The sequence below is a fragment of the Zobellia uliginosa genome, from assembly GCF_900156625.1.
GTDB lineage: Bacteria > Bacteroidota > Bacteroidia > Flavobacteriales > Flavobacteriaceae > Zobellia > Zobellia uliginosa.
This window is the reverse complement of record NZ_FTOB01000005.1, coordinates 213,239-225,722: the sequence shown is the minus strand read 5'-3', so window position 1 is coordinate 225,722 and position 12,484 is coordinate 213,239. Positions and strand designations below refer to the sequence as shown.

15 protein-coding genes are annotated in these 12,484 nt (G+C 44.1%); 11 read left to right on the top strand and 4 right to left on the bottom strand.

Features of this window, described 5'->3' with window-relative positions:
• Position 1 precedes the first annotated feature (1 nt).
• From BW980_RS17490 to BW980_RS17475, 4 genes are all read right to left on the bottom strand, one after another.
• A complete protein-coding gene (locus BW980_RS17490) occupies positions 2-1,009 on the bottom strand; it encodes a potassium channel family protein (protein WP_076456465.1) in 1,008 nt (335 codons plus the stop codon).
• A 2-nt stretch (positions 1,010-1,011) separates the two neighbouring features.
• The gene (locus tag BW980_RS17485) at positions 1,012-1,239 is read right to left on the bottom strand and encodes a PspC domain-containing protein (RefSeq protein WP_013992040.1); all 228 of its coding nucleotides are present in this window, start codon (positions 1,237-1,239) and stop codon (positions 1,012-1,014) included.
• Positions 1,240-1,312: 73 nt separating this feature from the next.
• The gene (locus BW980_RS17480) at positions 1,313-2,587 is read right to left on the bottom strand and encodes a DUF2851 family protein (protein ID WP_076456464.1); all 1,275 of its coding nucleotides are present in this window, start codon (positions 2,585-2,587) and stop codon (positions 1,313-1,315) included.
• A 168-nt stretch (positions 2,588-2,755) separates the two neighbouring features.
• Positions 2,756-3,070 (bottom strand): rhodanese-like domain-containing protein, encoded by a 315-nt coding sequence (locus BW980_RS17475; RefSeq protein ID WP_046287314.1) that lies wholly within the window; start codon positions 3,068-3,070, stop codon positions 2,756-2,758.
• 159 nt (positions 3,071-3,229) lie between these two features.
• Between BW980_RS17475 and BW980_RS17470 the strand changes: the two genes are divergently transcribed.
• The 11 genes from BW980_RS17470 (at position 3,230) to BW980_RS17420 (ending at position 12,434) form a co-directional block, all read left to right on the top strand.
• Positions 3,230-3,676: a MarR family winged helix-turn-helix transcriptional regulator gene (locus BW980_RS17470; protein WP_076456463.1), complete on the top strand. Its 447-nt coding sequence runs from the start codon at positions 3,230-3,232 to the stop codon at positions 3,674-3,676.
• 41 nt (positions 3,677-3,717) lie between these two features.
• A complete protein-coding gene (locus tag BW980_RS17465; RefSeq protein WP_076456462.1) occupies positions 3,718-4,293 on the top strand; it encodes a YceI family protein in 576 nt (191 codons plus the stop codon).
• Positions 4,294-4,531: 238 nt separating this feature from the next.
• Positions 4,532-5,929 (top strand): anthranilate synthase component I family protein, encoded by a 1,398-nt coding sequence (locus BW980_RS17460; protein ID WP_076456461.1) that lies wholly within the window; start codon positions 4,532-4,534, stop codon positions 5,927-5,929.
• A gap of 2 nt (positions 5,930-5,931) precedes the next feature.
• A complete protein-coding gene (locus BW980_RS17455) occupies positions 5,932-6,495 on the top strand; it encodes an anthranilate synthase component II (RefSeq protein ID WP_013992046.1) in 564 nt (187 codons plus the stop codon).
• A 57-nt stretch (positions 6,496-6,552) separates the two neighbouring features.
• Positions 6,553-7,548: an anthranilate phosphoribosyltransferase gene (gene trpD / locus BW980_RS17450; protein WP_076456460.1), complete on the top strand. Its 996-nt coding sequence runs from the start codon at positions 6,553-6,555 to the stop codon at positions 7,546-7,548.
• Between the two features lie 27 nt (positions 7,549-7,575).
• Positions 7,576-8,358: an indole-3-glycerol phosphate synthase TrpC gene (gene trpC / locus BW980_RS17445; protein WP_076456459.1), complete on the top strand. Its 783-nt coding sequence runs from the start codon at positions 7,576-7,578 to the stop codon at positions 8,356-8,358.
• Between the two features lie 24 nt (positions 8,359-8,382).
• Positions 8,383-9,063, top strand: a complete 681-nt coding sequence (locus tag BW980_RS17440) for a phosphoribosylanthranilate isomerase (protein WP_245800094.1) — start codon at positions 8,383-8,385, stop codon at positions 9,061-9,063.
• A 59-nt stretch (positions 9,064-9,122) separates the two neighbouring features.
• On the top strand, positions 9,123-10,307 hold the full coding sequence (trpB, locus tag BW980_RS17435; protein WP_076456458.1) for a tryptophan synthase subunit beta: 1,185 nt from the start codon (positions 9,123-9,125) through the stop codon (positions 10,305-10,307).
• Between the two features lie 90 nt (positions 10,308-10,397).
• Positions 10,398-11,162 (top strand): tryptophan synthase subunit alpha, encoded by a 765-nt coding sequence (gene trpA / locus BW980_RS17430; protein ID WP_076456457.1) that lies wholly within the window; start codon positions 10,398-10,400, stop codon positions 11,160-11,162.
• A 25-nt stretch (positions 11,163-11,187) separates the two neighbouring features.
• Positions 11,188-11,415, top strand: a complete 228-nt coding sequence (locus tag BW980_RS17425; protein ID WP_076456456.1) for a hypothetical protein — start codon at positions 11,188-11,190, stop codon at positions 11,413-11,415.
• Positions 11,416-11,462: 47 nt separating this feature from the next.
• Complete coding sequence (locus BW980_RS17420) at positions 11,463-12,434, top strand: carboxypeptidase-like regulatory domain-containing protein (protein WP_076456455.1); 972 nt, start codon at positions 11,463-11,465, stop codon at positions 12,432-12,434.
• Positions 12,435-12,484 lie beyond the last annotated feature (50 nt).

Below are 12,484 nucleotides of genomic sequence, written 5' to 3'. Positions count from 1 at the left end.
ACTAGCCAATTCTGAACATTTCATTTAGTTTTCGTATTTGTTCGGGCCTTCCCAAGACGATTACCTTACTTTTGGGTTGCAATTGCAGGTCCGCTTCGGGATTGATGATATAGTTACCATCAGGTTCTATATAACCGATTATCGTACAGCCAGTTCGCTTTCGCAGGTCCAAATCCCTAAGGGAGTTACACTCTACCTGGTCTTTAAAATCTTCTATAGCCACCTCCTCGAGGTTGGTGGTATGCTCCCCTTCCACTCCCAACTTATCCATAAAGGTGATAAGGTCGGGCATTACGATCAAGGAAGCCATATGATCGCCCCCGATCTTATCGGGCATAATCACTTTATCGGCTCCCGCCAAAAGCAATTTTTTCTGGGAGTTGACCAAAGACGCCCGCGTAACAATAAATAGGTCTTTGTTCAATTGTCTCGCCGACAAGACGACAAAAAGGTTGGCCGCATCATCGGGGAGGGCCGTAATCAAGTGTTGGGCACGATCAAGGCCAGCAGCCAAAAGAATTTCGTCTTCATTTGCATCGCCTTCGACAAACAAAAGCTCCTCCTCGTATTTTTCAATAACCTCCCTATCCTTTTCTATAACGACGAATGGTTTTTCATAGGCCCTTAAACGCTCAACGGCCTGCATACCGTTCCTACCAAAACCACACACTATTACATGTCCGGAAAGGCTATCTATCTTATTTTTCACTTTTTTCCTTTTTAATTCCTGTAGCGAACTTCTGCTCAAAATATATTCGGTAATGACCGAGATGGCAAATGCAAAAATAAAAACGCTCAGTACGATTAAAACTACGGTAAATATTTTTTCTTGGGTATCCATAGGGCCTACCTCGGAAAAGCCCACGGTAGTCACCGTAATAATGGTCATATAGAGCGCATCTACCCAAGTAAGGTCCGACAAGTAGCGATACCCGAAAACACCGAGCGACAACACGCCCAACATCAACGCAATCGCTATATACACTTTAGACCTAAATAGCTGTATCATTATCATAAATCAAAAACGGAAGTACGCTTGGTATACACCAAGTCTTTGATGCGTAACCAAAAGGCCAAAAACAGGTACAGTGCAAAACCAAAACCCAAGGTTACGAACGTCAGGTAAATGAAGGATGTCCGTACAACCCTGGCCCGTATGCCCAACCTTTCGGCTATTCTACGGCACACCTCGAAACCGCGTTTCTGAAAATAATAAAGTAATTTATAGAAGAGGTTCATAGTGATGTTTGAAACTATATGAAACGCCGACTAGAGCATTTTTTCAAAATCTTTAAAGCCAAATTTAACCATTTCAACGCAATAAATTGGTTCCCACCACACATTGTAGGCATTTGTTTTGGGTACAGTACCTATTGTACAACTGCAATAAGGCCTGGCTATCTTTAGCATTCAATGGTGCCATGCCCATTTTTCCGAAGTTGGAGACAACGGTATTATTTTCCTTCTTTATTTTGGATATCACCTTAATAATTTGTTCGTTAACATCCACTCCCCTGTGTTTGGCATAACAGAATTGCAACGGAAGAATGACATTTATCACCAATAGGTCAACAAACGTTGATGTGAGCTTTTTTGTCTTTTTTCGCGATTCCTTACCAAAAGTATAATGGCTGTCCCAATATGCACTGGCCTTGACATTAAATATAGCATAAAGCTCTTCTAGGCTTATCGCCGAGATTACCTTATGAAACAAACTTTGGTGCGTGGCGTATAAATTGGCCAATTGCGACAATCGCACCGTGGGAAAATTAGGTGGCCTAAGCTTAAAAAAATCCGGTTTTTGCACACCGGCATCGCTTAATCCGTATTTGCGCTTTTGATAGGCATACTCTTTTTTGAGCTCTATATAATAGTCATCCAAAACCGTATCGTCTTCCAAGAGATGGGCCATACCGAACAACAAGCTCTCCATTTGAAAAACGCTGTCTTGCTGTTTTCTAAAAATGGAAAATTCGAGGGCAATTCCTAAGCTTAAAAAAGCCGCCCCGTTAATTTTGAGTCCAAATCCCTTCAAAAGCAAAGTAAACAGTACTTGCTCCCAATCGTTATTCGATTTTTTCAATAGATCGAACACAAACACGGCCTTGGTCTCGAGCCGCTCAAAATAAAGACGCTCCAACCAGTTCTTCATCAAGAAGTCATCGAACTCCCCTATATCTTTTTCGCAATTAATAAAATGCACGTTTTTCCTATCGAACAAACTTTGATAGGTCTGCAAGAGCTGCAAAGGAATATACTTACGCAACTCTAATGTAGGTATAAGGCTATTGTCTTTTCTAAAAACATCCCCGTCGTCTTCCCAAACTACGTGTAGTATTACATTATTATAGTTTACATCTTGTTCGTGGTGGTGGGCATACCAATCGGAAGATCTTAGGTGCATCTCGACATTACCGGCCCACACCTGCCCCCCTATATCTATTTGGGCATTAAAAAAATCAGGACCGGCCAGGTGATTGTGCCTACCGAAATTGATAATGGACAAACTCTCCCCTCGGCTCGTCCGCAAATCGGAAAGCCTTAGTTTTTTATATTTCCATATAAAATGAAGAAGGTCTTCGCGCATTGAAACGGTTGTTTTTTTGCAACGCACAATTTATATACAAAAAAAGATAAATTCTAAATCATTAAAAAAACAAGGCCCCGACGGTACATTATAAAGTACTGACCGGGGCCCATTATTTTTCCAACAACACCAAACCCAAGCTATGGAAGCAGGTTTGACAAGAAGACACTAATCGCCTTCTACCGCACCATCCCAATTCATGAACCCACCTTCAAGGTTATAGGTATTCTCTATACCTACACTGTTCATAATGGCACAGGCCTGACCACTTCGATTACCGCTTCGGCAGTACACATAGTAGTTCTTACTTTTGTCAAGCTTCTCGATTTCGTTCAAGAAGTCTTGCCCAAGGTAAAAATCTATATTGATGGAATTGGGTATATAACCCTCCTCTACTTCTTCAGGAGTCCTAACATCTAGAATAAGTGCGTTGTCATCTTTTTCCAGCTGCTCTTCCCAATCTTCTTGTGATAAATTCATAATCTAATTTTTATCGCTATTGCGGATGTCCATTTTAAAAAACCAAAATTACGGATTTTGAACCAAAGGCATTTCCTAAATATTTAACAAAAAATTATCCATCGGAAATTTTAATGATTTGAACTTTAAATATACATTTGTATATACAATTGTTGTAGAGACATGAATGTAGAAGATATTTTAAAGACTAAAAAAGAAATTCCCCTAAAAAGCCGTACACTGATCCATTTTTTATTGGTCAACAATACGGTAACGGAAGCTTTGAGTGCCGCCCTCAAACCCTACGGGGTGTCATTACAACAATTTAACGTACTGCGCATTTTAAGGGGCCAGAACGGCAAACCAGCGAGTTTGGCTACGCTTAACGAACGTATGGTCTCTAAAATGAGTAACACTACCCGTTTGGTGGACAAACTTTTGTTAAAAGGCTATGTCGACAGAAAGGTTTGCCCTTCGAACCGACGAAAGGTCGAAATACGTATAACAAAGGAAGGCCTGGACATATTAAAAGAAATGGACCGATCAATGACCAAGGCAGAGGACCTTATATTAAAGAACCTATCGGACCAAGACATGGAACAACTGAACACATTGTTCAACAAATTTTAAATAGAAACACTAATTATTCATTTTAAATCTAAACATCAATTATGAAAAAAGGAGTATTAAGTTTGGCACTAGCCATGGTATTTGGCGTAGCAATGGCTACTGAGCCGACAGTTGAAGACAAAAAAGAAGTTAAGACCGAATCAAGTACCATTACTTGGAAAGCATACAAAGTAACCGGATCACACTATGGCACGGTAGACCTTAAATCAGGTTCATTGATTTTTGATGGTGACAAGTTAACCGGTGGTGAATTTGAGGCCGACATGACTTCTTTGGTTGCCCTAGACCTTGAAGGCGAATCAAAAGGAAAATTGGAAGGTCACTTAAAGTCCGAAGATTTCTTTTCCACCGAAAAGCACACTAGCTCTAAATTGGTCTTTACCAAAGTAAAAGCCACTGGAAAAAATGCGTACGAAGTAACCGGAGACCTTACAATTAAAGGTATTACCAAACCCATTACCTTTGATGTATCGGTTTATGGCAGCAAAGCTACCGCTTCAGTAAAAGTAGACCGAACCGCTTATGACATTAAATACGGATCGGGTAGTTTCTTCGAAAATTTAGGAGACAAGACTATATATGACGAGTTTGACCTTGTTGTTGACCTAGAATTCTAAGTTAGCTCAACAATAGCATATTAAGCCCTGCCTTCGTCAAGAGGGCAGGGCTTTTTTTTCAAAAAATCGGTTTGTGGTTTTAAAAATGATTTCTATATTTGACCCAATGAACAGAAATAACGTAAATACTTGGTGGTGGAACAACTCTTGACAGACATCGTGAGCTGAGCACCATTGTAGTAAAACTATATAAAGGCTTGTCATCACGACAAGCCTTTTGCATTTGAATACTATCAAAATGAAGTACAAATTAAAATCTTATCACAAAAGAATTTTGGCCGACACTATCACCCCGGTAAGTGTCTACCTTAAGATTCGCGATCGTTTCCCGAACAGCATTTTGCTGGAAAGTAGCGATTACCACGCTACCGACAATAGTTTTTCGTACATCTGTTGCAACCCTATCGCATCGATAAAAATCGAGAATGAAACCATTGTGGAACGGTTTCCTGACCAGACTTCGTACGAAACGCAGATCAATGCCGACACCGACGTTGTAAAGGTCATTCACGACTTTAGCAAAAAGTTCGAGGCCGAAGAGAGCGATTTCAAGTTTATCAACAACGGTATCTTCGGCTATATGGCCTATGATGCCGTACGTTACTACGAAGATGTAGAAATCAGTAAAAAAGATGATTCGGTAACCATACCCGATATTTATTATGCGGTATACCAGAATATTATTGCCATAGACCACCATAAAAACGAGGCCTATATTTTTGCCCACTGTTTCAACACCGATGAAAACACGGCCGAAATAGCGCACATATTAAACGTACGTACCTTTGCGTCGTACAATTTCTCCCTCGACGGCGAAGCCACCTCCAATCTAGAGGACGAAGAATACCGGGAACATGTAAGATTGGCAAAAAAACACTGTCAACGTGGCGATGTTTTTCAACTGGTCCTTTCCCGAAGGTTTTCCCAAGGATTTAAGGGCGATGAGTTCAACGTATACCGGGCACTGCGCTCCGTAAACCCCTCGCCCTACCTGTTCTACTTCGACTACGGTGATTTTAAGATCTTCGGAAGTTCGCCTGAAGCACAGCTCATCGTAAAAAACGGCAAGGCCGAAATCCACCCGATCGCGGGAACCTTTAAACGCACCGGAAACGATGAACAGGATGCCATTCTGGCCAAGGAACTCACCGAAGACCATAAAGAAAACAGCGAACATGTTATGTTGGTCGACCTGGCCCGTAACGACTTGAGCCGAAACGGTAGCATGGTAGAGGTGACCAACTATAGGGAGGTACAGTTCTTCTCCCATGTCATTCATTTGGTCTCTAAGGTTGTGGGGCAAAAAAAGAAAGACATCCCTACCATGAAAGTAGTGGCCGACACCTTTCCGGCAGGGACTTTGAGCGGCGCGCCCAAACACATGGCCATGCAACTCATCGAGAAATATGAAAAGACCAGTCGCGGCTACTACGGTGGCGCCATTGGGTTTATGGACTTTGACGGCAATTTTAACCACGCCATTATGATCCGCACCTTTTTAAGCAAAAACCATCAATTGCATTACCAGGCCGGAGCAGGCCTTGTTGCCGCATCGGACCCCGAAGACGAACTGCAGGAAACCTATAACAAATTGGGCGCATTGACCAAGGCCTTGAAAATTGCCGAAAGCATATAACGATGAAAAAGATTTTAGTAATAGACAACTACGATAGCTTTACCTATAATTTGGTCCATTATTTGGAAGACTTGGATTGTGAGGTAATCGTAAAACGCAACGACCAATTGACCCTTGATGAAGTCGAGGCCTTTGATAAGATCGTACTTTCCCCGGGTCCGGGAATTCCAGATGAAGCCGGGCTCCTAAAGGAAATCATTGCCAAATACGCCCCTACCAAAAGTATTTTCGGGGTTTGCCTGGGCCAACAGGCCATAGGCGAGGTATTCGGCGGTTCGCTGATCAACCTCGACGAAGTGTACCACGGTATCGCTACCGAAATCACCATCACCAAAGATGATCCCAATTTTGAGGGCTTGCCCAAAAAAATTAAGGTGGGCCGATACCATTCTTGGGTAGTCGACCCGAATTTACCCGAAAGCCTCGAAGCCACTTCGGTCGATGAGAACGGCCAAATCATGTCGCTGCGCCATAAGGTCTACGATGTTTCCGCCGTTCAGTTTCACCCTGAATCGGTCTTGACGCCCGAAGGCAAAAAAATTCTCGCCAATTGGCTAGGGAAGTAAACTGGAACAGCACAGGAATCGATTAAATACGTACCCCATTGTAGTAAGAACAAGACCATGAAAGACACATTAAACAAACTCATCAATCACGATATTCTCCACAAAGAGGAAGCCAAACAGGTACTGGTAAACATTGCGAAAGGCGAATACAACACCAGTCAGATTGCCGCATTCCTAACGGTTTATATGATGCGTAGCATCACTATTGAAGAACTAGAGGGTTTCCGCGATGCCCTTTTGGAACTGTGCTTGGCGGTAGACCTCTCGGAATACGACCCGATCGACCTTTGTGGAACGGGCGGTGACGGAAAAGACACCTTCAATATTTCCACCTTGGCGTCGTTCGTAACGGCGGGCGCAGGTGTAAACGTAACCAAGCATGGTAACTACGGTGTTTCTTCCAAATGCGGGAGCAGCAACGTCATGGAATTCTTAGGGATCAAGTTCAGTAACGAAGCCGACTTCCTAAAAAAATCGATTGACCAAGCGGGTATCTGTGTCCTTCATGCCCCCTTATTTCACCCTGCCATGAAAAACGTAGGTCCGATCAGAAAAGAATTGGCCGTAAAGACCTTTTTCAATATGTTGGGGCCCATGGTCAACCCCGCCTTTCCCAAGAACCAAATGGTAGGTGTCTTCAACCTTGAACTGGCCCGTATGTACGGTTACCTCTACCAGAATACGGACAAGAAGTTTACCGTACTCCACGCCTTGGACGGCTATGACGAGATTTCGTTGACGGGCAATACCAAAACCATATCCAACACTTCGGAAAGCATGTTGAAACCCGAAGATTTTGGCGTAGAAAAGATCGAACAGTCGCAAATAGTCGGCGGGGATTCCATTGAGGATTCGGCCCAGATATTCTTAAATGTACTGCAAGGCCGGGGTACGGAAGCCCAGAACAATGTAGTCTGTGCCAATGCGGGTGTCGCCATAGCCACGGTAAAAAACCTTAGTCCGAAAGAAGGTTTCGAACAAGCCAAGGAATCGCTATTGGCCGGAAAAGGACTGAATGCATTGAAAAAACTGCAAGAATTAAGTAAAAACTAAACAGGGGCACCCCAAGGCCCATAGAAGATGAACATTCTAGACAAAATAGTAGCGGACAAACGCAAGGAAACAGACTTAAGAAAGTCGCTTATTCCCATTTCCCAATTGGAAAATTCGGTCTTGTTCGCACGAGAGACAGTTTCTTTAAGCAAGGCCCTGCGCAACAGCCCAACCGGTATCATTGCCGAGCACAAACGCCGTTCGCCCTCCAAATCGGAAATCAACCAAGGCCTGAACGTTCAAGACGTAGCCCGTGGATACGAAAATGCAGGCGTCTGTGGCATGTCCGTTTTGACCGACGGCAAGTATTTCGGCGGTTCGCTCGACGATCTGTTATTGGCGCGCGCCTCCGTAGGCCTACCCTTATTGCGGAAAGAGTTTATTATAGACGAATATCAAATTTTGGAAGCCCGTGCCCATGGGGCCGACGTGATTCTATTGATCGCCGCCATTTTATCGAAGGAGGAAATAAAGACCTTTTCGGAACTGGCCAAAAGCCTGGACCTTGACGTGTTGCTCGAAGTGCACAACGAAGCCGAACTACAGAAAAGCATTATGCCCAGCCTCGACATGTTGGGCGTCAACAATCGAAACCTCAAAACCTTTGAGGTAAGCCTAGATACCAGCAAATCGCTTTCAAAACTCATTCCCGATGAATTCGTAAAAGTATCGGAAAGCGGAATCAGTTCCATAGAGGCCATAAACGACTTGAAGCCCTACGGCTACCAGGGCTTTTTGATCGGGGAAAATTTTATGAAAACCGACAATCCCGGTAAAAATGCCAAGGAATTCATTAAACAATTGTCGTAATTGCGACCCAATGCAATGACTCAAATGGACTATCATTACACAACCAAAAAATCAGGGCCTTCTACCATAGAAAACGCCCCGATCAAGCTGAAGGTGTGTGGCATGAACAAAAACACGACCGAAATTGCCGGCCTGAGGCCCGACTACCTCGGCTTTATTTTTTGGGAAAAATCCAAACGCCATTTTACGGGGCCCATGACACCCGTACCCCATACGGTAAAGAAAGTTGGCGTATTTGTCGATGCCGACATTCAAACCGTTGTCGAACGCATACAAGAGCACGACCTTTTGCTAGTGCAATTGCACGGTTCGGAAACGCCCGAATACTGCGCCGAGCTTAGGCAAAAAGTAAAACATATCGGCATCATCAAAGTGTTTTCGATTAAGGACGATTTTGATTTTGGAATAGTAAAGCCATATGAAACCGTATGCGATTTCTTTCTTTTCGATACCAAGGGGAAATTGCCCGGGGGAAACGGCTATGCCTTTGATTGGGAAGTTTTAAAAGACTATCCCTCTACCAAACCTTATTTTTTGAGCGGCGGTATCGGATTGAACGAAGTGGATTCCCTAAAGGAATTCATGACCCGGCCGGAAGCCAAATACTGTCACGCCATAGACGTGAACAGTAAGTTTGAGATAGAACCGGGTTTAAAGGATGTTGAAAAAGTAAAAGAATTTAAAAGAGTACTTAGTATCGAGTAAAACGTATGAAACCCTACTTTTTACTTTGTACTACAACTTCATATTAACTACGAATTGTTATGAAAACCTATCAAGCGGACGAAAAAGGATATTACGGGGAGTTTGGCGGTGCCTATATTCCTGAAATGCTATACCCCAATACCGAGGAGCTTCGGCAGAACTACATCCGTATCATGCAAGACCCCTCCTTTAAAAAGGAGTTTGACCAATTGCTCAAAGACTATGTAGGACGCCCTACCCCGCTCTATTTTGCCGATCGGCTTTCAAGAAAATACAACACCAAGATATACCTGAAACGCGAAGATCTTTGCCATACCGGTGCGCACAAGGTCAACAATACCATCGGGCAGATCCTTATGGCCAAAAAATTGGGCAAAAACAGAATCATTGCCGAAACGGGCGCCGGCCAACACGGGGTGGCTACCGCAACGGTATGTGCCCTTATGGGCATTGAGTGCATCGTTTACATGGGCGAAATAGACATTGCCCGTCAAGCCCCGAACGTGGCTCGAATGAAGATGTTGGGCGCCGAGGTCAGACCCGCACTTTCGGGCAGTAGAACCCTAAAAGACGCCACCAACGAGGCCATTCGCGACTGGATCAACAACCCTGTAGACACCCATTATATTATAGGTAGCGTGGTCGGGCCACACCCCTACCCCGATATGGTAGCGCGCTTTCAGTCCGTTATTTCGGAAGAGATCAAATGGCAGTTAAAGGAAAAGGAAGGTCGTGAAAATCCCGATTACGTAGTGGCCTGTGTGGGCGGGGGAAGCAATGCCGCGGGCGCCTTCTACCATTACCTAGATATTCCGGAAGTAGGCATCATAGCCGTTGAAGCGGCCGGAAAAGGAATTGACAGTGGCGAAAGTGCCGCTACCTCGGCCTTGGGTAAGGTAGGAATCATTCACGGTAGCAAAACCTTATTGATGCAGACCCATGACGGACAAATCACCGAGCCCTATTCTATTTCCGCAGGATTGGACTACCCCGGGGTCGGACCCATGCATGCCAATTTGTTCGCCTCGGGCCGCGGGGAATTTATTTCCATTACCGATGACGATGCCATGAAGGCCGGCTTGCTATTGTCTAAAATGGAAGGTATTATCCCGGCTATTGAATCTTCACACGCACTAGCGATCTTGGAACACCGAAAATTCAAGCCCGAAGATGTAGTGGTCATCAACCTATCGGGGCGTGGAGACAAGGACCTCAACAACTATATCGAATATTTTAATCTATAAAATACTTGGGCAAGATCTTACGGATCCTATAAAACGGCATCCCAAACGAACTTGCCCATCCTATTAAAAGGAAAAACAGCATTTGAAACTATGGGAAATAGAATCAACAAAAAACTGAACGAAGACGGAAAACTGCTTTCCATCTATTTTACGGCCGGCTATCCCAAACTGGGTGACACCGTGGAAATCATACAGCAATTGGAGAAAAACGGCGTCGATATAATCGAGATAGGGCTTCCGTTCAGTGATCCCTTGGCAGACGGCCCCACCATTCAACAAAGTTCCACGGCGGCGCTTAAAAACGGCATGACGACCGAAATTCTTTTCGATCAGCTGAAAGATATCCGTAAATCGGTTTCCATTCCGCTCATTATCATGGGTTATTTTAACCCCATGCTTCAATACGGTGTGGATGCCTTCTGTAAAAAATGCCAGGAAATCGGGGTAGACGGACTCATCATTCCCGATCTTCCGGTAGATGTCTATCATGAAGAATACCAGGAGACCTTTGAAAAATACGGCCTGATCAATGTATTCTTGATTACCCCACAGACTTCCGAAAAGCGCATCCGCTTTATCGATTCGGTTTCCAACGGATTCATTTACATGGTAAGCTCGGCAAGTGTTACCGGGGCACAATCGGGTTTCGGTGATGAGCAGCAAGCCTATTTTCAGCGCATTGCCGACATGAAGCTGAAAAATCCCCAGATCGTAGGTTTCGGCATCAGTAATTCCGAAACTTTCGAGCAGGCCACAAAATCGGCCAAAGGGGCCATTATCGGTTCGGCCTTTATCAAGCATTTAAACGGTCATGGCGTAGACGGAATTGACAAGTTCATCGAAACCATCCGCTAGTTTTTATTGACAAAAACAGCAACTCATGAAAGACCTTATCAACAACGGCAAGCTTCTATTGCTCCTCTGCCTTAGCTTGGGTCTGGCCCCTTTTTTTCCCGAACCCCATATCTGGGGCAAAATCAAGTGGATTACGGGCGGAGCAATAGGTATGCAGCCCAAAGATTGGTTCGATGTGATCTTACACGGTTTTCCCTTTGTCTTATTAATTCGATTTTTAATACTGAAAATCGGTAAATCCCGTTCTCAATAGAGTACAAGGTCTTAACGGCCTTAACTATGTACTAAATTGTTTACGCCATGAAGCGATATACCCTCGTTCTTTTCTTTCTTATTATCTATTGGGGCCATGCACAAGAGATCAAGGTCATAGACAGCAAAGACCGCTCCCCCGTTTCCTTCGCCACCATATCGTTTGGTGACGGACTGGGCACCTTTGCCGACGAAGAAGGTCTTTTTGTATTTTCCTCCCAAAAATACCCCGACATAGATACGCTCTATATTTCGGCACTTGGCTATTCGGAAAAAGCGATCTCGATTCCAAAAGGCAATAGCCCCGAACCCCATATCGTTGCACTTGCCCCAGAGGTTTCACAACTCGGCGAAGTTATCGTCTCCGCCCCAAAACAAGGAAAATTCAAGTTGAGGAAGCAAAAACCGCAGACCCATAAAGACATTTTTGCCTGTTGGTTGCCTACCGTAGAAAGTGAAATAGCCGTGCTCTTTCATCGCTATGAAGGTCAGGTTTCACAAATATCAAAACTCTACTTGCCCGTCAATGCCGAATCGGAATACAAAACCAAGGGAAAGGGTAAGTTCGCCACTATATTCAGGGTACAGTTCTACGAAAACAACAATGGAACTCCCGGTGCGGGCATTCCCTATGAAAACATCGTTTTTTCTATGGACGAAAAGGCCGACAAGGTATTTGAGCTCGACCTATTGTCCAACTCCATTTTCATTCCCGAGTCGGGACTTTTTGTTTCGATCCAAGTTTTAGGCTATGCCGATAAAGAGGGGAAATTGGTAGAGACCAAAAAATACCGTGAGATAAAAACGGCCCGGGGCATACAAAAAATATCGACCTCCTTTAGGCCCTTGTTGCCCTTCGTAAAGGGAGAGGCTAATCAACGCACCTTTGTTCGCCGCATTTTTTTTAACGATAAAAAATGGCAAGTCTTTGATCGGAACTATAACCCCAACTCAAAACTGCTCCAAACTGGACATCGCAATTACGGTATGGGCGCAGCGTTCAAGGTTTTCGAAGATTAGGCCACCCCAAAAAACAACATATCCGTTTTAAACAAAAAGCCCTTACTTTA